This is a genomic window from Arsenicicoccus dermatophilus (assembly GCF_046267915.1).
Lineage (GTDB): Bacteria > Actinomycetota > Actinomycetes > Actinomycetales > Dermatophilaceae > Arsenicicoccus > Arsenicicoccus dermatophilus_A.
In genome coordinates this window covers 2,137,688-2,157,243 of record NZ_CP176520.1, presented here as the reverse complement: position 1 = coordinate 2,157,243, position 19,556 = coordinate 2,137,688, and the positions used below count along the sequence as shown (strand labels likewise).

Here is a 19,556-nt window from a genome sequence, read left to right as displayed (position 1 = left end):
CCTCAGTCCCACCCGGTTCCCGTCGTCCGGTCCGGCCCTGCAGGGGGAGCGGGCGGGCCGGACGGCGGCGGAGTCGGCGTCCCCTGGGAGGGGACGGCTTCCTGCGAGGGGACGGCTTCTTGCGACGGCAGGACCTTGGGCGACGTCGTGGGAGGTGTCGCCGGACCGGGCGTGGCCTCCGGCAGCCAGACGAGGGGCGGGGGAGGGATCTGCGGCTCGGTGCGGCGCCGGATGCCCGCCCGCCGCGCCTGCCAGGCGACGAGGGCGTAGGCGATCGGCATCATCACCAGCGAGGGGACCAGCGCGGCCGGCGAGCTCGTCGTGCCCTGGTCGATGAAACCCTCGTCGAAGCCGCCGAGCACCAGCGAGATCCCCATCACCAGCATGTTGTTGGCGCAGTGCAGCGCGATCGCCGCCTCCAGGCCGCCGGTCCGCCAGGTCATCAGGCAGGCGGTGACGGCGAAGATCGACAGGTCGGCCATCACCCAGGGGTCCATGCTGCCGTGGGCGAGACCGAAGAGCAGGCACGAGGCGACGGTCGGCAGGACCAGGGCGACCCAGCGGTGCCGGGCCCAGGAGCCGAGGCTCTGCAGGATCCACCCGCGGAAGGCGAACTCCTCGCCCGCGCACTGCAGCGGCGTGGTCAGCACCATGACGAGCAGGAGCACCACCCACTGCTGGGGGCGTCCGGCGGGCGGCGGGTCCGCCGCGGTCCCCAGCCCGACATACAGCGCCCAGAGCGGCACGAGCACCAGCAGGCAGCGCGCGAACCACCGCCAGCGGAAGCGCCCGGTCACCGAGGACAGGTAGCGCCCGGGGACCCCGTGGCCCAGCCAGACGGCGAACGCGGCGCACGGCACCAGCGCCGCCAGCGTGAGGTTGGTGACCAGGAAGCCCCCCGGCTCGGAGGTGATCGAACCCGCGTCCTGCAGCCAGTGCTCCGGGTCGCCGCCGGTCGCGGCCACCACCCCGAGGGCCACGGCCCAGCCCACGATGCTGACGAGCACGAAGGACAGCACCATCACCACGAAAGACGCGAGCGGCCGCCACCAGCGGTGTCGTGGCCCGCGCAGCACCTGCGGGTAGTCCACCGCCCGCGGCGGCAGGTCGGGGGTCCGGGGAGGGCCGGCCGGGGACGGCAGGGGGCCGGGTGCCCAGCCGGGCGGCGGGGGAGCGACGCAGGACATGGGGCCCATTGTGACCGAGGGGTCCGACAGACCGTCGGACGCCGCTGAGACGACCCGCTGGCCTGTCGGTGGTCCGACCTAGACTTCGCCCATGCTGTCGATCGAGGACCTGCGGGGGCGTGAGCTGAGCGCCCGTGCCCTGCGCGAGACCCTGCCCCGGGCCGCGCTGGACGTGGAGGCTGCCCTGGACGTGGTGCGCCCGATCTGCGAGGACGTGCGGCATCGCGGTGCTGCGGCGCTGCTGGAGCTGGGGGAACGCCTCGACGGGGTGCGACCGCCGAGCCTGCGGGTGCCGACCGAGCTGCTGGCGCTCGCGGCCGAGCAGCTCGACGCCGACGTGCGCCGCGCCCTGGAGGTCGCCATCGAACGCGCCCGCCTGGTCCACCGGGCCCAGCGGCGGCAGGACGTGACGGTCCAGGTCGTCCCGGGCGGCACCGTGACCGAGCGGTGGGTGCCCGTCGAGCGGGTGGGGCTCTACGTCCCCGGCGGACTGGCCGTCTACCCCTCGTCCGTGGTGATGAACGTCGTGCCCGCCCAGGAGGCCGGCGTCGGCTCCCTCGCCGTCGCGAGCCCGCCGCAGCGCGAGGGGATCGGCCCCTTCGCGGGGCTGCCGCACCCCACCGTCCTCGCGGCCTGCCACCTGCTCGGCGTCCAGGAGGTGTATGCCGTCGGCGGCGCCCAGGCCGTCGCGATGTTCGCCTACGGCGCGGCCGCCGACGAGGAGCTGGGCACCGAGGCCGTCGAGCCCGCCGCCCTGGTGACCGGCCCCGGCAACGTCTACGTCGCGTCCGCCAAGCGGCTGCTCCAGGGGGTCATCGGCATCGACGCGGAGGCCGGCCCGACCGAGATCGCCGTCCTCGCCGACGACTCCGCCGACCCCGAGCACGTCGCCGCCGACCTGATCAGCCAGGCCGAGCACGACCCGCTCGCGGGCTCCGTGCTGGTCACCGACTCCCCGGAGCTCGCCCGGCAGGTGGTCGCGGCCGTCGAGCGACGGGTGCCCGCCACCAAGCACGCCGAGCGGGTCCGCACGGCCCTCACCGGCAGCCAGTCCGGGATCGTGCTCGTCGACGACCTGGACACCGGGCTGCGGGTGGTGGACGCCTACGCCGCCGAGCACCTGGAGATCCAGACCCGCGACGCCGCCGCCGTGGCCGCGCGGGTCCGCAACGCCGGGGCCGTCTTCGTCGGCTCCCACACCCCGGTCTCGCTGGGCGACTACGCCGCCGGGTCCAACCACGTGCTGCCCACCGGCGGCTCGGCGGCCTACGCGAGCGGGCTGTCGGTGCAGTCCTTCCTGCGCGGGATCCACGTCGTGGACTACTCCCAGGACGCGCTGCGCGAGGTCGCCCACCACGTGGTGGCCCTCGCGCAGTCCGAGGACCTGCCCGGCCACGGCCAGGCGATCACCGCGCGCTTCGGCGACGAGGTGCCCGAGCCCGCCACGACGCCGGCGGGGGAGCGGGCATGACCACCCCGGCGTCCGTCCAGGTCGAGGCGCTGCTGCGGCCGGACCTGCGCGGCCGGACGGCCTACGGCGCTCCCCAGCTGGACGTCCCCGTCCAGCTCAACACCAACGAGTCGTCATACCCGCTGCCGGCGGTCGTGGTGACGGCGATGACCGAGGCCGTGGCCGCGGTCGCCCCCGACCTCAACCGCTATCCCGACCGAGAGTTCACGCAGCTGCGCGACCGGCTCGCGGGCTATCTCACCCGCACCGGCGGGGTCGACATCGCCCCCGATCAGGTGTGGGCCGGCAACGGCTCCAACGAGGTGCTGCTGCACCTGGTCCAGGCCTTCGGCGGGGTGACGCGGCGGGCGCTGGGCTTCACCCCGGCCTACTCCATGCACCCGATCATCACCGAGACGACAGGCACGACCTTCGTGCACGGCTACCGCGGCGAGGGCTTCCACGACGAGGCGCACCGCTTCGACCTGTCCGTCGAGTCCGCGGTCGCCCAGGTGCAGGAGCAGGACCCGCACCTGGTGTTCCTCTGCTCGCCCAACAACCCCACGGGCACGGCGCTGTCGCTCGACCTGGTGGAGGCGGTCCACGACGCCGCGCCGCACGCGGTGGTGGTCGTGGACGAGGCCTATGCCGAGTTCGCCCGTCCCGGCACGCCGTCCGCGCTCACGCTGCTCGCCGGGCGCCCCCGGCTCGTGGTCACCCGCACCCTGAGCAAGGCCTTCGCCCTCGCCGGCGGCCGCCTCGGCTACCTCGCGGCCGACCCCGCCCTGGTGGACGCGCTGCGGCTGGTGCGGATGCCCTACCACCTGTCAGCGGTCACCCAGGCCGTCGCGGTCGCCGCGCTCGACCACGCCGACCTCATGCTCGCCACCGTCGAGGCGATCAAGGACCAGCGCGACCGCATCGTCACCGAGCTGTCGACCCTCGGCCTGAGCCCGGTGGCCAGCGACGCCAACTTCGTCTTCTTCGGCGGGGTCGCCGACTCGCCCACGTTGTGGCAGGCCCTGCTCGACCAGGGTGTCCTGGTCCGTGACGTGGGAATCCCCCACTATCTTCGGGTGACGGCGGGGACGCCCGCCGAGACCGACCGCTTCCTCGCCGCCCTGCGCGACCTCGCCCCGACCCACCGACTGGAGCCTCGATGACCGACCGGCCGACCCACCGCACCGCCACGGTCTCCCGCGCCACGTCCGAGTCCCGCATCGAGCTCACCCTCGACCTGGACGGCACGGGCCAGGCCCAGGTGTCCACGGGCGTCCGGTTCTACGACCACATGCTCGAGTCCTTCGCCAAGCACGCGCTGATGGACCTCACGGTCCAGGCGGACGGCGACACCGACGTGGACGCCCACCACACCGTCGAGGACGTCGCCATCTGCCTCGGGCAGGCGCTCGAGCAGGCCCTCGGCGACAAGCGCGGGATCTCCCGCTTCGGCGACGCCCTGGTCCCGCTCGACGAGGCCCTCGCCCAGGCCGTGGTCGACGTCGCGGGCCGGGCCTACGTCGTCCACGAGGGCGAGCCCGAGGGCCAGGCCTACGTCGTCATCGGGGGGCAGTACGTCGGGTCGCTCACGCGACACGTCTTCGAGTCGATCGCGCACAACGCCCACATCGCCGTGCACGTGCGGGTCCTGTCCGGTCGCGACCCGCACCACCTGGTCGAGGCGCAGATCAAGGCCTTCGCCCGGGCCCTGCGCCTCGCCTGCAAGATCGACCCCCGCGTCCAGGGCGTCCCCAGCGCCAAGGGAGCGCTCTGACCGCCATGGATCGGGGGCTGCTGCTCGTGCGGGGTCGCCGCGACCGGGTGCTGCGCTGGGTGCGCCGCGGGACGCTGCCGGTCTACGTCGCGCCCGGCCGCCCGTGGACGGCCCTGGTCCCGGCGGGGGACAGCCGGACCATGGCCCCCTACACCGACGGCGTCACCATGCTGGCCGCCCACCCCCTGCCACTCACCCTGCGCCCGGCGATCGGGCTGTGGCTGCACGACGGCCGGGCCGTCATCACCTGCTGGCGCCGGCGGCTGCGCGGCGGCGAGCTGTGGTTGCAGTGGACCCCTGGCTCGGGGGCCGCGGCGGTCCCCGGCATACCGCTGGCTCGCCCGTCCGACCTGGCCGCCGTGACCGGGTTCCGGCGCAACGGGGGAGCCCCCGGCGCGATCCGCGACCTGCTGGCCGACCCCGGGGGAACGGCTGAGGAGATGCTCTGCGACCTGTGCCTGCTCCTCGGTCTGCCGCACGCCGAGGTCCTCGGCGGCGCCTCCGGGGCGACGCTGCCGCACGCGGAGCTGGTGGCCCCCGCGGACGCCTCCGTGGCGGGATTCGACAAGCTGGTGGCGGACGAGCAGCGGCTCGCCACCGAGGTGGAGGAGGGGCTGTGAAGGCGCCGGACGTGGTGGTGCTCGATCACGGCAGCGGCAACGTCCGCTCGGCGGTGCGAGCCCTGGAGCGGGTCGGCGCGCGGGTGACGCTGACGGCCGACGAGCGCCGGGTGCTCGAGGCGGACGGACTGCTCGTGCCGGGGGTCGGCAACTTCCACGCCTGCCTGCGGGGGCTGCGGGCGGTGGACGGGCACCGGCTGATCGACATCCGCCTGGCCGGGGCCCGCCCGGTGCTGGGCATCTGTGTCGGCATGCAGGCGATGTTCGAGGCCTCGACGGAGCCGTCGTCCCAGGGCGCCGTCCCTGGGCTCGACCAGTGGCCCGGCACGGTCGAGCGCCTGCCGGCGGCGGTCGTCCCGCACATGGGGTGGTCCCGGGTGCAGGCGCCCGCCGACACCTCGCTGCTCGCCGGGGTGGCGGACGAGCGCTTCTACTTCGTCCACTCGTACGCCGTCCGCCACTGGGTCCTGCAGCCGCACGGGCCCTTCGAGGTGGTGACCCCCAAGGTCACCTGGGCCGAGCACGGGGTGCCCTTCGTCGCCGCGGTGGAGAACGGGCCGCTGTCCGCCACCCAGTTCCACCCGGAGAAGTCCGGCGAGGCCGGGCTCCATCTCGTGGAGAACTGGGTGCGCTCGTTGCGCTGAGGACCGGTCGTGCGGCGGCCCCTCGGCCCCGACGACGAGGCCTGGGTCGGCGTCTGCGCGACCGGTGCCTCCCGCTGACCGCGGTGATGCCCGGAGGCCTGCACCAGGGCTCAGCCACCGGCCCGCCCCCCCCTGGACCCGGTCCGACGGGGCAGGCCGAGGACTGGGCATCACCGAGCGTGCTTGACCCGCCCCGAGGCGTCGCAGACTGCCGGATGGCCCGTGACCCTTCGTGTCTTCGGCTTTCCGAACGGGCGAACCTCGTGGCTGGTAACGAATTCGTCTCGCCCAGGTCTGTTGCGCTGTTCGAGGGATGACTAGGGTCGGCCACGACGACGACCCCTCCCGGAGGTGGACATGACCGCGCCGATCCGCTGGTGCATCCCCCTGACCCTGGCCATCCTCCTCGCCGGCTGCTCCGGCGGCGAGGCGAGCACGACCACCAGCAGCGCCGCGGGCACCTCGCAGGCGACGGTTGCCCCGGCGGCCACGGACGCCGCGTCCGCCACCCAGCCGGCAGCACCGTCCTCGGCCGCCCCGGCGGCCGCGGACACCTTCGTGCCCAAGGCCAGCGCCGTCGACGACGCCGTCGCCGAGGTGCGCAGGGGCCCGGGCGGGGCCTCGCTCAAGCCCGCGTCCGTCGCCAAGAGCCTGAAAGCCGCCTGTGCGGCCCGCCTGGCGGGGCTGCCTGCGCCCGACCTGCTCCGCGCCGTCCGCGGCGAGCTGGAGGCGGACAAGACCCCCGGCGCCGAGGCCGTGGCCGCGCGCATCGTGGCTGCCTCCCGGCGCCACATGTGCCCCTGACCGGCAGCCGTCCATCCCCGACTACTTGCCCTACCCCCCAGGCAAGACGCCGCTCTCGTCGCGGTGTCCGCTCGATCCCAGAAGGAAACCGACATGAAGCTGTCCCGCACGACTGCCCGTGTGCTCACCGCGGGCGCCCTGGTGGCAGGCCTCGGCAGCACCGGCCTGTCCGGTGTCGCCACCGCCGCCACCTCCGCCCCCATCCGCACGACCTCGGTCTTTGCGACCGTCTCGGCCGAGTCCTCCGTCGTCGAGGTCACCATGAGCAACCTCGAGGCCGTCAAGAAGATGGGCGACACCCGCCCTGTGGTGTTCCTGGTCACCGCTCCGTCCTGGTGCGGTGCCTGCAAGCAGCTCGACCCCGTCATCCGGGCCATGAACGCCAAGGACGGCGGCTCCTGGGTCCTGGCCATCATGGACCGGGACAAGGACGGCGGTGCCGGCAAGCAGATGTTCACCGGCATCACCGGCCTGCCCACGGCCATCGCGTACGGTCGAGGCGCCGAGATGACCAACCCGAAGCGCATGATCGGGTGGGGCGGCGAGAGCACCACCCGTACCTGGATCGACAGCGTGGTCAAGGCCTACGGCCCGGTCACGCCCGCCCCCACCGGCGCCCCGACCTCGACCCCGGCACCCACCCAGACTCCGGCACCCACCCAGACCACGCCGGGTCCCCTGCCCACGAAGCCGCAGCCGACGGACACCACCCCGGCCCCCGAGCCGACGCGTCCGGTGCCTACCCAGACCACGCCGGGTCCCCTGCCCACGAAGCCGCAGCCGACGGACACCACCCCGGCCCCGCAGCCGACGGGAACCACCACGCCGGCTCCCGAGCCGACGAGCACCACCCCGGCTCCGGGCGGCGCAGTCGTCACCGTGGCCAGCGAGGAGGAGTGGAAGGCCGTCCTGGAGCTGTCCAAGCAGCGCCCGGTGGTCGTCCGGGTCCACCTCGACGCCCAGCTGCCCCGGCTGTCCGGTGAGAACGGCAAGATGGCCGCCGCGATGGTGGCCAAGGACGCGGGCCGGTGGACCCTGGCCAACGTCGACCTGGAGAAGCTGGGGACGGCCGGTCTCGCCAAGCTGGGCATCCCCATGAAGGGCATGCCCAGCATGACCGTGCTGAAGGACGGGAAGTTCGTCGGCGAGTCCCTCGCCGGGCACTCCGACGAGGCCCAGATGCGCACCTGGATCGACGCCAACGTCGGACGCTGACCGGTTCCGCTCCACGACTGCCGCGGCGAGAGCCGTCCCGCACCGGGACGCGCCCTCGCCGCGGCGGTCCGCGTCCGGCGGCCGGGCGCGACGCCATACCGGGGCCGTGGCCGCGATAGCGTCGGGGCGTGACTGACGCACCGCGCCTCGAGCTCCTGCCCGCCGTTGACGTCGTGGACGGTCGCGCCGTCCAGCTGGTGCAGGGGGTGGCCGGGTCGGGGGGTGAGTTCGGCGACCCGTGGGAGGCCGCCCGCACCTGGCAGGAGCAAGGGGCCGAGTGGCTGCACCTGGTCGACCTGGACGCGGCCTTCGGGCGGGGCTCCAACCACGAGCTGCTGCGTGAGATCGTCGGCCGGCTGGACCTGAAGGTGGAGCTGAGCGGCGGCATCCGGGACCAGGAGTCCCTGGCACGGGCCCTGGCCACGGGGTGTCGACGCGTCAACATCGGCACCGCGGCGCTGGAGGACCCCGGGTGGACTCGCCGGACCATCGCCGAGCTCGGCGACCGGGTGGCGGTGGGGCTCGACGTCCGGGGCACCACGCTCGCCGCTCGCGGGTGGACCCAGGAGGGCGGCGACCTGTGGGAGACGCTGGCCCGCCTGGACGCCGAGGGCTGTGCCCGGTACGTCGTGACCGACGTCCACCGGGACGGCATGATGTCCGGCGCCAACGTCGACCTCCTGCGCGAGGTGTGCGCCCGCACCGACCGACCCGTGGTCGCCTCCGGCGGCGTGTCGACCCTGGAGGACGTGCGCGCGATCCGCGGGCTCGTGCCCGAGGGTGTCGAGGGAGCCATCGTCGGGTCGGCTCTCTACCGCGGCGCCTTCACCCTTCCCGAGGCCCTCGAGGTCGCGGGCCGTCCGGCCTGACCGTCATGTCGGACCGACCGATCGATCCTCGGATCCAGCGCCGCATGGCAGGCCACGACGCCGCCCACGGCCACGACAGCGGCGGCGTGCCCTGGCACGGCCGTGACCTCGCCCCCAATCCCTTCTCCCGGGACACCGGGGCCGTCGACCCCGCCCTGGCGGCGGCGCTGGCGACGGACGAGACGCACGAGCGCGCCCTGGTGCGCGCCGTCGCGGGGGCCAGGACCTTCGTACCGGTGGTTGCCGCGCCCGGGGAGTCGGCCGAGGTGGGCACCGACTCGGTCGCGGAGATGGCGACGGTGGTGCTGACCGGACCGGACGGACAGCGGGCGTTGCCGGCGTTCTCGAGCCTGCGGACGCTCGCGGCCTGGGACTCCTCGGCCCGCCCGGTCCCGGTCACCGCGGTGACGCTGGCGCAGGCGGCGGTCCAGGAGGGGTGCGAGGCCATCCTGCTGGACCTGGGCGACGACCGGGGCAGGGTGCTGCGGGCCTCCATGGTCTATGCGCTCGCGCAGTCGCGGGAGTGGGTGCCCGCGGCCGAGGACCCGACGGTCCTCGCTGCCCTGGGACGGGCCCGGGACGAGGTGGGCTCCGCCCGGTTGCACGAGGTCCGGGCCGCGGGCCTGGCTCCGTCCGGGGCGCTGCGTGTCGAGGTCGTCCTGGACCCGGGGCTGCCCGCGCCGGAGCTCGACGCGGTGCTCGGTCGACTCGGTGCGCTCCTGGCGCGGGACGTCGAGCTGCGGACGCGACTGGACGGGCTCACCTTCACCCTGGTCCCCTACGTCCCGCCCACGGCCTGACGCCGGGCGGGCAGGCGGGTGGCGCCCTCCGGCGTCCGCACGCGCTGCGGGTCCGTGCCCGCTAGAGTTGCGCGGACCGACGAGGAGGGACGGCGTGGACAAGGTCATCGAGCCGGGGGCGGACATGGCAGCGGCGATCGCCGCGTCGACGTCGGCACCGGTCCCGTGGGTGCACGGCAGCGAGGGTATGCCCGGGGAGACCTCGGCCACCTGGCTGGACGTCGGGGGCCGGGCCGTCCTCACGCGTCTGCACCGCCCGTCCGACGGCCGGGCCCGAGGCGCGGTCCTGATCCTGCTGCCCGCCGGCATGGAGGAGCTGGTCACCCATCGGTTCGCAATGGCCCAGGCCGCCCGGCTCGTCCGGGCGGGCTTCGTCGTGGCCCGCATCGGGTGGTCGGGGGCGTCCGCCTCCGCGACCCCGGCGGCCGGCGCACCGCCGGCTCCGACGCGGTGGCGCCAGGAGATCCTGGCCGCCCTCGACCTGCTGGCGCAGGTCGTGCCGGGCTGTCCTCCCTCCGTCGTCGCCGTCGGCGTCTCCGGGGCGCTGGTGGCGCAGGCCGTGGGGGAGGCGGGTCGGAGCCTGTCCTGCCTGGTCCTCGTGGCGCCCGTCGGTCGCGGACGCACCTACCTGCGGTCGCGGGCCGCGTTGCTTCGGGTGTCCGCGCAGTCGGAGGGCGTGCCGGAGGTCGATCCTCTGGGCGCCCCGGGATCGGTCGCCCTCCCGGGCGTGGCCTTCGACGCGGCGGAGGTGGCGGACTGGGCCGCCGTGGACCTCGCCCGTTGCTGGTCCGACGGGCTGGCCGAGGACGTGGTCGTCGTCGCCGGTCCCGACGCGCCGGCCGACAGGCCCACGCGCACCTTCCTCGCCGCGGCCGATGGGCACACCTGGTCCGCGGAGGGCCTTACCGTGCAGCTCGATCGCCCGAGCCTGTTCACCGTCGCGCGGCTGGACGTCGCCGACGCCGTCGCCGAGCACCTGGCCGGGCGTGCGGTCGAGACGCGGGAGGTGGTGCCGCCCGAGCTGCGGAGGCGCGCGGTGGTGATGACGGCCGACGGCGTCGACGTCGAGGACGAGCTCGTGTCCGTGTGCGGGCTGCCCGCCGTCGTCACCCACGCCGTGGGGGAGCCCCGGCGGGTCCTGGTCTGGGCCACGAGCTCGACCGAGCCCCACTCGGGGGCGGGCGGGGTGTGGGCGCGACTGGCCCGGGAGCTGGCCCTGCGGGGCGTGACGACGGTGCGCGTCGACATCAAGGGGTATGGCGAGCTGGTGCTCGTCGACGATCCTCGGGACCCGTCCCCGCACGACCCGCGTGCGGTGGATCAGTACACCGCCGTGGCGCGGTGGGCCGCCGCGCAGTTCGGTCTGGTCCCGGACGTCGGGGGCATGTGCAGCGGGTCCTGGATCGCCATGGGGGTGGCGTGCCGAATCCCCTGCCGGTCGATCGTGTCGGTCAGTCACGGGGCATGGACGAACGATGCCGACCTGATCGCGCCGGACACCCTCCCTGGTGCCGGCCCGATGATCGACGAGGAGGCGACCGGTGCGGAGGACCCCGGCCGGCCGCTGGTCTCCCGGCTCGCCGGCTCGGCGCGGGCGCGGGCGCGCTCCTCGCAGGTCCTGCGCCGTGTGCTCGCCGCCGGAGGGCTCGTGCAGAGCGTCGAGGAATCGGTGCGGCAGTCCACGTCGGGCGGCGCGCAGCTGCACCTGCTGATGGGGGACGTGGACGCGACGATGTACGACGAGCGGGGGGGTGACGTGGCCTGGCGCCGGCTGCGGGCCCGAGGGGTCACGATGTCCGTGGAGCGTGACCACCTGGTCGACCACGCGGTCCTCACGCCGTACGCCCGCTCCCGCAGCATCGCCTTCGTCGTGGGGCACCTCGGAGGTTGACCGGGGCGTCGGGCCTCGGCGGGGACACTCAGGGTGTCAAATGATGTACGCGGAGTCATAGTGCATGGACGCTGGGTGCCTGTGCGAGCACCCTCCGATGCCATGACGATTCACGCCACGCCGGGACACGCGGATGCCTTGACCAGGGCAGATCCACCGGCCTACGTTTCGACCGTCCCCCTGTCCGGGGGACATCGTCCGGTCGCCACGGCCATCCCCCGCTCGAGGACCTCATGCCTGCCATCCCCTCTCGCCGTGCCCTCGTGGGCACGGCGGCCGTCGCCGTCGCAGGAGCCGCCTTCGGGCTGCCCGCCGGCGCCGTGACACCGACCGCCACGGCGGCCCCCGTCCAGCCCCGGACCGCCCAGGACGCCCGCCCGGTCCTGCACCTGCGCGGCGGTGACGTCGTCGTCGGCCAGTCGCGGTCCGTCGCCGCCGGTCTCGCCCCGCGCCCGCTCGCCGCAGGGGAGAAGGGCGCCTACGTCGTCCAGCTGTCCGGCCCGGTGACGCCCGCGGCCCGGGGCGCCCTCGAGTCCGCCGGCGCCCGCGTGGTCGGCTACCTGCCCGACTTCGCCTTCAAGGTCCGTCTGGCGGCCGACCGGGTCGAGACCGTGCGCGGACTGCCTGGTGTGGTGGGCGTCGAGCGTATGTCGCCGCAGTGGCGGCTGGCCAAGGACGTGCGGGCGGCCCTCGACGCGGGCCGCCCCACCCTCTACACCGTGACGATCGACCCCGACATCACGCCCGCCGCCGGTCGCGCCGCCGTGGCGAAGACCGGAGCCGTGGTCACCGGCAAGGGCCGGGTGCTCACCGTCGCCGCCACCGCCGCCCAGCTGCGGGCCATCGCCCAGCGCGACGAGGTGGCGGACCTGACCGTGTGGGAGCTGCCGACGTCGCAGGTGCTGGCCCAGCAGCCGGCGGGCACCCCCGGCGTGGCGTCCCGGCACACCTCTTCGGCGCTGGTCGCCAACGACAAGGGCGGCGGGGATGACATGAAGGCCAAGGTCGCCAACGGCCGCGGCTACGACGGCTCCTCGCAGACCGCCGCGGTCGCCGACACCGGTCTGGGGACCGGTGAGGCGGCCACCGCGTTCAAGGACCTGGCCCCCTCGCGGATCACCGCGATCCTGGACTACCCCAGCCCGACGCGTCCCGGCTGCATGACCCCGGAGAACGACGGGCCCCGCGACGTCGCCTCCGGCCACGGCACCCACACGGCGATCTCGGTCTCCGGCGGTGGCGACGCGTCCGGCGTGGGCAAGGCCCCGGCGCCGGCCGTGCACCTGGTCTTCCAGGCCGTCGAGAACTGGACCAACACCGAGGGCAACTGCGCCCTGGTGACCAAGTCCGGCTACCTGCTCACCGGCATCCCGGAGGACATCGGCGAGCTCTTCCAGGCGGCCTACGACAAGGGCGCCCGGATCCACTCCAACTCCTGGGGCTCGGCCAAGCTGGGGGAGTACAACGACCAGTCGGTCGAGGTCGACACCTGGACCAGCAAGCACCGCGACATGCTGGTGACCTTCTCCGCGGGCAACAGCGGCAAGGACGCCGACAAGGACGGGGTCATCGACCCGGACTCCGTGGGCGCACCCGCCACCGCCAAGAACGTCCTGTCGGTCGGTGCCTCGGAGAGCTCGCGCACCAGCTTCCCCTGCGACCGGTCGTTGACCTACGACGCCCAGTCGACCAAGGAGAAGTCCACGATCGGCGCCACCTGCGCCTCCATCAACGGCGAGCAGAAGCCGCCGACCTGGGGGGCCTGGTGGCCGGACTCCTACCCGGCGGCGCCCGTCAAGGACCAGCGTCAGGCCGGGAACGCCGAGCAGATGGGGGCCTTCTCGGGCCGCGGCCCGACGGACGACGGCCGCATCAAGCCGGACGTCGTCGCCCCCGGCTCGTGGATCCTGTCGGGCTACTCACCGTTGTTCCAGCAGGGCTACTCCTCGGGCCCCAACCCCAAGGGCGGCGAGTACCAGCACGACGGCTACGGCTTCCCGTACGACAGCTCCTACAAGTACCTGTCCGGCACCTCGATGTCGAACCCGCTCGCGGCCAGCGGGGCCGCGGTGGTGCGCGACTTCTACCACAAGAAGTGGGGCATCGACGCTTCGGCGGCACTGGTCAAGGCCACGCTGATCAACTCCGCGCACGACATGCTCGACGAGGACGAGAACGGCAGCAACGACAACAAGCTGCCGATCCCCAACATCCACGAGGGCTGGGGCCGGGTCGACCTCGACGCGGCCACGGCCGGCACGGCGCGGTACGCCGACGAGGGGGCGGGCCTGACCACCGGGACCTCTGCCGAGCAGAGCGTGTCGGTAACCGCCGGCGCACCCTTCAAGGTGTCGATGGTGTGGACCGACGCGCCCGCCGCAGCCGCGGCGGCCACCACCTTGGTCAACGACCTCGACCTCGAGGTGACCTCGCCCAGCGGCAAGACCTACCGGGGCAACGTCTTCTCCGGTGGGTGGAGCCAGGCGGACGGCTCGGCCGACCGCAAGAACAACGTGGAGAACGTCTACGTCCAGGCGCCCGAGGCGGGCACCTGGAAGGTCAAGGCCGTCGGTCACAACGTCCCGCAGGGTCCCCAGCCCTTCGCCCTGGTCATGAGCGGTGGCGTCGGTGACGGCGGCACCGCCAACCACAACCCGGTGCTGGCGGCGATCGGTCGGCAGGCCGTCGCCCCGGGCGCCCCGGCCTCGATCCAGGCCACGGCCACGGACGCCGACGGTGACGCGATCAGCTACTCCGCGACCGGTCTGCCTGCGGGCCTGTCCATCGACGCGCGCACCGGTCTGATCAGCGGGTCGGCGACGGCCGCGGGGTCCTACCAGGTCACCGTCGTCGCTGCTGATGGCAAGGGCGGTGAGGCACGCCAGACCTTCACCCTCGACGTCGGCTGGGCGACCGCGGACAACCTGCTGACCAACCCCGGCTTCGAGCAGGGGGTGACCGGCTGGACCGGCAGCACGTCCACGATCGGGGCAGGCGCGAAGACCCACGAGGGCACCAAGGCCGCCACCCTGAACGCCGGCGGTCAGACGCTGACCTCCGCCGCGGTCACCGTCCCGGCGTCGGCCACCGCACCCAAGGCCTGGGCGTGGATCGACGTGACCTCGACCGATGGCGCGGCGCGGGCGTACGACACCCTCAAGGCGGAGGTGGTCGACTCCGCCGGCACGGTCGTCGCGACCATGGGAACCCTGTCCAATGTCGACCAGAAGAAGGGCTGGATCCAGGTCTCCGCCGACCTGTCCTCCCAGAAGGGCAAGTCGGTCGCGCTGCGCTTCACCTCTACGCAGGACAAGCCGCTGCCGACGACCTTCGTGATCGACGACACCGCAGTGACGGCGGCCCCCAGCGCACCCAGTCCCGCCCCCGCGCCCACGGCGACCGCTACCCCGACGGCGTCACCGTCACCGTCACCGACGATGACGGCCACGGCTGCCCCGACGCCTACGGTTTCGCCCACGCCCACGCCCACGCCCACGCCCACCGCGACGGCGACGCCCACCGCGACGGCGACGCCCACGCCCACCCCGACGGCGACGCCTACGGCTACCCCGACGGCTACCCCGACGGCGACGCCTACGGCTACCCCGACGGCTACCCCGACGGCGACGCCCACGGCCACCCCGACGCCGACCACGACCCCGCGGCCCGGTGGCGTGCTGGTCAACGGCGGCTTCGAGGCCGGCCGTCAGGGGTGGACCGGTTCGCGCGGTCCGATCACCGACAACGCGGGCCGTCCGGCGCGCAGCGGGCGCTGGAAGCTCTGGCTCGGCGGCCACGGGTACCCCACCAGCGAGTTCGTGCAGCAGCAGATCACGCTTCCCGCCGGCAGGAAGGCGACGCTGACCTACTGGATCGCGGTGGACACCGCCGAGCGGTCCACGGTCGCCGCGTATGACAACCTGCGACTCCAGGTGGTCTCGGGCGGAGCTACCAAGACGGTCGACACCCTGACCAACCGCGACAAGACCTCGGGCTATGTGAAGCGCACGGTGGACCTGTCGGCCTATGCCGGCAAAACCGTCACGCTGCGGCTGCTCGTCTTCGAGGACGCCAAGGCGCAGACCAGCTTCGTCGTCGACGACATGGACATCACCCTGGGCTGATCAGCACGTCCGCGGGGCGGGTCGTTCCTCGGGAGCGGCCCGCCCTGCTGCGCGGCGAGGAGGACCGATCGGGGGTATGTCGGACCCGGCTGGCATCCTGGTCAGGTGCTCTCCGCTGCCGTCCACCGCTATCGCGAGGTCCTCGCGATCCCTGCCACCCGTGACGTGACGGTGGTCGGCACCCTCGTCCGGCTGCCGATCTTCGCGGCCGGTCTGGCGCTGACCTTCCACGCCGTCCTGACGCTGCACGTCTCGTGGTTCCAGGCGGGTCTGCTCACCACGGCGACCACCCTGGCGGGGGCGATGAGCTCGCCGGTCCGCGGCCGCATGCTCGACACCAGGGGTCTGCGCCGCACCCTGCTGCCGTGCGTGGCCGTGGGCGCCGTGTGCTGGTCCGTGGCTCCGTTCGTGGGGTACTGGGCCCTGCTCGTCCTCGCCGTGCTCGCCGGGTTGTTCCAGGTGCCCGTCTTCTCCATCGTGCGCCAGGGCATCGTCGCGACGACCCCGCGGGAGCTGCGGCAGACGGCGCTGGCGCTCGACGCGGTGCTGGTGGAGCTGGCCTTCATGGTGGGCCCGGTGGTCGGCACCTGGCTGGCGACCACGCGGTCGACCCGGTGGACCGTCCTGGGCCTGCAGTGGTCCTGCCTGCTCGCCGTGGTGGCCCTGATGGTCTGGAACCCGCCCCTCGTGGACGAGGAGGCGACCGGGCAGGGACACGTGCCGCGACGGCAGTGGTTCACCCCGAGGTTCGTGGTGATCCTCCTGGCGTCCTCGGCGGCCACCATGACCCTGTCGGGCACCGACGTCGCCATCGTCGCCATGCTGCGCTCCTGGGGGCAGACCCCCGCCACGGGCTGGGTGATGGCGTCGTGGGGGCTGGGGTCCCTGGTCGGCGGGCTGGTGTACGGCGGCCTCCAGCGCACGGTCCCGGTGCTGCGGATGCTGGGCGCCCTGGCGCTGGTCACCATCCCGGCCGCCTGGGCGACGGGGGTCCTGTCCCTGGCGGTCCTGGTCACTGCGGCCGGGCTGCTGTGCGCGCCCACCATCACGGCGTCCTCGCACGGACTGGCCGAGGGGGTCCCCGGCCAGGCTCTGGGTGAGGCGATGGGCTGGCACGGCTCGGCGATGACGCTCGGCTCCGCGCTGGGTGCCCCGCTCGCCGGGCTGGTCATGGACCGGACCGGTCCGGGGGCAGGCTTCCTGACGGTGGGGCTGCTGAGCCTGGCCGTCGCCGTGCTGGGCTCGCTGGCGGTCCGTGGGCGCCGGGCCCGCTCCGCGTCCGGGCGGGCGGCGGCCTGACCAGCACGCCGGGGCGCCGATCGTCGGGGGGGACCGGTGTCCCCGGGATCTCGCGATGAGGGGTGCTGACCGGGACCGTCGCTCAGGTCGGACGTGAGCGCCCTGACCGGTCGCCGAATGGACATCGGCCTGGGGGAGGAGGCTCGCAGACATGGAGGAGAATCGCATGCGTTGCTTCGGGCGGGTGACCCGGGCGCTCACGATGTTCTGCGGGCTGCAGCTCATGGTGGCGGCCTTCTGGGGCTTCGGACTGCACGGCATCCAGGTGGGGTCGGTCGGTGCACTGCTCCTCGGCGGTTTCCTGCTGACGCTCCCGATCGTCGAGTACGGTCGTCGACACACCGAGGCAGCAGCGGCGCAACGGTAGGTGGGTTGCCCGACGCTGCCGCTGACCGCAGGGGGATCACCTTCGCCTGGGCCGCCGGCACATGGTCCGCCGCGGGGATCCCGACGGGGTCGGATCGCGGGGAAGGCCGGCGTCGCTGGTCGTCGGCGACGGGGTGGTCGGGCTCGTCCCCTTCGCGGATGCTGATCGGGGCGCCCCGGCTTCCCCGCCTCCAGCGCACGCCACCTCGTCCGCGTCGTCCTGTCGTGCCGCGACCGGCGTGCGCAAGTGCTTGCCGTGGGATCGCGAGCTCGGTGCCTGGTGTCGATCGCCTGACGGTCTTCGGGCGTACGAACCGCCATGACCACCGGTCGCAGGGGTGGTGCTGCAGTGGCGGTGCGCGACCGCAGCCAACCGGTCACGGAGACCGGCGGCGACCCGCGCCGACATCCCCAGAACCCCCTTGCACGGGATCTGGCCGGCGTCCGAGCGGCCGCGGCTCGACGTGGGCGGGGGAGAGGAGCGGGGCCTTCGGCGCCTGCGGGCGTCGCCACGAAGGGGATCCGGTCGCGCGAGAGGTCATCACGGTCTCCCGGGGGGAGGCAGGTCCGGGCGTCATCGCGCCCGCGCACGCGGTCGGCGTCGGCGCGGCATCCGTGGCGGTGATGTCACGTGGAGTTCACCCGCACGTCCACCCGCGGCCAGTGTGCCCGAATTCTCCCGTTTCGTGCCGATATCAGGTTAGAGCCTCCCTACTGTGGGCGCCAGCTCCCACCATGTGGTGGGACCAGACCCGAAGGAGACGCCCATGGGCTTCCTGGACAACATCAAGGACGCGCTGACCACCGACGACAAGGAGCGCGCGGACAAGAAGGCCGCCGAGGCCAAGCACAACGCGGAGGAGGCCCAGAAGCAGGCCGCCGAGGCGCAGGCCAAGCTCGACGCCGCCCGCAAGGACGAGGCCGCCGCCACCGAGGCCGCGATGAGCGACGAGGAGAAGGCCGCCCGCGCCAAGGCCGAGGCGGACAAGGCTGCCGCCGACAAGGCTGCTGCTGACAAGGCCGCCGCCGCGAAGGCCGCCGCCGACAAGGCTGCTGCTGACAAGGCCGCCGCCGCGAAGGCCGCCGCCGACAAGGCTGCTGCTGACAAGGCCGCACCGGCGCCGCACGCCGCCGTGACGTACACCGTGAAGCCCGGCGACACCCTCTCCGGCATCGCGGCGAAGTATGGCGTGAGCTACCTGGACATCGCGCGCGCGAACAACATCCCCAACCCCGACCTGATCTACCCCGGCCAGGTCTTCACGATCCCGGGCAAGTGAGCTGCTGACGTGATCCGGGGCGGTCCGCGAGGCGCGGGCCGCCCCGCGCACGTCCCCGGGCGGTCTGCGGCGCGGCCCGGCGGTCGCGGGTCAGGCCCAGGCGAGCGCAGCCGCTCCCGCGCCGACGGCCAGGGGCACCAGCAGCAGACCCTCCCGGGCGAACTCCCACGGGTCGACGTGATGGCCCGCGGCCCGCAGCCGGTCCCGCCACAGCAGCGTGGCGACCGATCCCCACAACAGGACCTGCGGTCCCGCGCCGACCCCGACCAGGACCGCGAGCAGGTGCGTCCGGTCCTGGGTCGCACCCTCGAGCAGCAGGTATGCCGGGAGGTTGTTGAGCAGGTTGCCCGCCAGGGCCGCCATACCGCTCGTGCCGAGCAGTGGGAGCAGTCCCTGGCCGTGGCCGCCGACGGCGGGGGCCACCAGCGGCCGGAGCAGCGGACCGGCGGCCTCCACGGCGACGAAGAGCGCGGTCGTCTGCAGGATCGTCACCCAGGGCACCATCCGCGCGAGCCGGCGCGGCTGCACGGCGTGGGGACGCCGCCACCCGAAGGCCACCACGAGCAGCCCGGCCGCGACGGCCGCCGCCTGCCAGGCCGCCAGACCCGCCACGGTGCCCGCGGCGATGACGCCTGCGGCGACGGCTCCGACGCCGGTGAGGACCCGGTCGTGGGCCGGGGGCGCCACCGGCACCCGGTAGCGACCGGTGAGGGACGCCCGGTGACGCAGCACCAGGACCGCGAGGGTGATCACGAGCACCGCGAGCTGGGGGGCCCACATCCGGGCGGCGAAGGCGGCGGTCGACAGCCCGAGCCGGTCCTGAGCCAGCAGCCCGGTGAGGTTGGCGATCGGCAGCAGCAGGCTGGCGCTGTTGGCCAGCCAGACGCAGGCGTAGGCGAAGGGTGCGAGGGGGAGCTCCAGCGCGGCCACCAGCGCGAGCGCCACGGGGGTCACCAGCACCACCGTGGTGTCCAGGGACAGGCCGACGGTCGTGACCACGGCCAGGATGCAGACCAGGCCGAGCAGCCCGAGCACCGAGCCTCTGGCGGCGCGGGCCGCGTGGTGCCCCGCCAGCTCGAAGATCCCGGCCTCCTGGCACAGCTCGGCGACCACGGTCACCAGGGTGAGGAAGGCGAGGACGCCCCAGGTCCGGCCCAGAGCCGTGGTCGCGGCGTGCAGGAGGGTCGCGCCGAGGGGAACGAGGTGGGTCACCGGTCCAGGATGGCAGGTGGG

At 74.0% G+C, this 19,556-nt stretch carries 16 protein-coding genes; 14 read left to right on the top strand and 2 right to left on the bottom strand.

Annotated features, from left to right (window positions below; all coding sequences use genetic code 11):
- Positions 1–2 precede the first annotated feature (2 nt).
- Positions 3–1,187: a CPBP family intramembrane glutamic endopeptidase gene (locus tag ACK2IS_RS10365; protein ID WP_409483252.1), complete on the bottom strand. Its 1,185-nt coding sequence runs from the start codon at positions 1,185–1,187 to the stop codon at positions 3–5.
- A gap of 91 nt (positions 1,188–1,278) precedes the next feature.
- Between ACK2IS_RS10365 and hisD the strand changes: the two genes are divergently transcribed.
- The 14 genes from hisD (at position 1,279) to ACK2IS_RS10295 (ending at position 18,323) form a co-directional block, all read left to right on the top strand.
- Positions 1,279–2,658, top strand: coding sequence for a histidinol dehydrogenase (hisD, locus tag ACK2IS_RS10360; RefSeq protein WP_409483251.1), 1,380 nt, complete (start codon positions 1,279–1,281; stop codon positions 2,656–2,658).
- Entirely contained in the window at positions 2,655–3,800 is a 1,146-nt protein-coding gene (locus ACK2IS_RS10355; RefSeq protein ID WP_409483250.1) for a histidinol-phosphate transaminase, read from the top strand. Before hisD ends, ACK2IS_RS10355 begins: the two co-directional genes overlap by 4 nt.
- Positions 3,797–4,411, top strand: a complete 615-nt coding sequence (hisB, locus tag ACK2IS_RS10350) for an imidazoleglycerol-phosphate dehydratase HisB (protein WP_409483249.1) — start codon at positions 3,797–3,799, stop codon at positions 4,409–4,411. The genes ACK2IS_RS10355 and hisB overlap by 4 nt, the downstream gene beginning before the upstream one ends.
- Positions 4,412–4,416: 5 nt before the next feature.
- Entirely contained in the window at positions 4,417–5,031 is a 615-nt protein-coding gene (locus ACK2IS_RS10345; RefSeq protein ID WP_409483248.1) for a hypothetical protein, read from the top strand.
- The gene (gene hisH / locus ACK2IS_RS10340) at positions 5,028–5,675 is read left to right on the top strand and encodes an imidazole glycerol phosphate synthase subunit HisH (protein ID WP_409483247.1); all 648 of its coding nucleotides are present in this window, start codon (positions 5,028–5,030) and stop codon (positions 5,673–5,675) included. Before ACK2IS_RS10345 ends, hisH begins: the two co-directional genes overlap by 4 nt.
- A gap of 357 nt (positions 5,676–6,032) precedes the next feature.
- Positions 6,033–6,479, top strand: coding sequence for a hypothetical protein (locus ACK2IS_RS10335; protein WP_409483246.1), 447 nt, complete (start codon positions 6,033–6,035; stop codon positions 6,477–6,479).
- A 93-nt stretch (positions 6,480–6,572) separates the two neighbouring features.
- Positions 6,573–7,694 carry a thioredoxin domain-containing protein gene (locus ACK2IS_RS10330; protein ID WP_409483245.1) on the top strand — a complete coding sequence of 374 codons (1,122 nt, stop codon included), beginning with the start codon at positions 6,573–6,575 and terminating at the stop codon, positions 7,692–7,694.
- 128 nt (positions 7,695–7,822) lie between these two features.
- Positions 7,823–8,563, top strand: a complete 741-nt coding sequence (gene priA, locus ACK2IS_RS10325; RefSeq protein ID WP_409483244.1) for a bifunctional 1-(5-phosphoribosyl)-5-((5-phosphoribosylamino)methylideneamino)imidazole-4-carboxamide isomerase/phosphoribosylanthranilate isomerase PriA — start codon at positions 7,823–7,825, stop codon at positions 8,561–8,563.
- A gap of 44 nt (positions 8,564–8,607) precedes the next feature.
- Positions 8,608–9,363 carry an SseB family protein gene (locus ACK2IS_RS10320; protein ID WP_409483243.1) on the top strand — a complete coding sequence of 252 codons (756 nt, stop codon included), beginning with the start codon at positions 8,608–8,610 and terminating at the stop codon, positions 9,361–9,363.
- Between the two features lie 94 nt (positions 9,364–9,457).
- Positions 9,458–11,254 carry a hypothetical protein gene (locus ACK2IS_RS10315; protein WP_409483242.1) on the top strand — a complete coding sequence of 599 codons (1,797 nt, stop codon included), beginning with the start codon at positions 9,458–9,460 and terminating at the stop codon, positions 11,252–11,254.
- 233 nt (positions 11,255–11,487) lie between these two features.
- A complete protein-coding gene (locus tag ACK2IS_RS10310; RefSeq protein WP_409483241.1) occupies positions 11,488–15,378 on the top strand; it encodes a S8 family serine peptidase in 3,891 nt (1,296 codons plus the stop codon).
- 105 nt (positions 15,379–15,483) lie between these two features.
- The gene (locus ACK2IS_RS10305) at positions 15,484–16,677 is read left to right on the top strand and encodes an MFS transporter (protein ID WP_409483240.1); all 1,194 of its coding nucleotides are present in this window, start codon (positions 15,484–15,486) and stop codon (positions 16,675–16,677) included.
- A gap of 151 nt (positions 16,678–16,828) precedes the next feature.
- Positions 16,829–17,044 (top strand): hypothetical protein, encoded by a 216-nt coding sequence (locus ACK2IS_RS10300; protein ID WP_409483239.1) that lies wholly within the window; start codon positions 16,829–16,831, stop codon positions 17,042–17,044.
- Positions 17,045–17,810: 766 nt separating this feature from the next.
- Positions 17,811–18,323 carry a LysM peptidoglycan-binding domain-containing protein gene (locus tag ACK2IS_RS10295; protein ID WP_409483238.1) on the top strand — a complete coding sequence of 171 codons (513 nt, stop codon included), beginning with the start codon at positions 17,811–17,813 and terminating at the stop codon, positions 18,321–18,323.
- A 90-nt stretch (positions 18,324–18,413) separates the two neighbouring features.
- Here ACK2IS_RS10295 and ACK2IS_RS10290 read toward each other — a convergent pair whose 3' ends face one another.
- On the bottom strand, positions 18,414–19,535 hold the full coding sequence (locus tag ACK2IS_RS10290; protein ID WP_409483237.1) for an SLC13 family permease: 1,122 nt from the start codon (positions 19,533–19,535) through the stop codon (positions 18,414–18,416).
- Positions 19,536–19,556 lie beyond the last annotated feature (21 nt).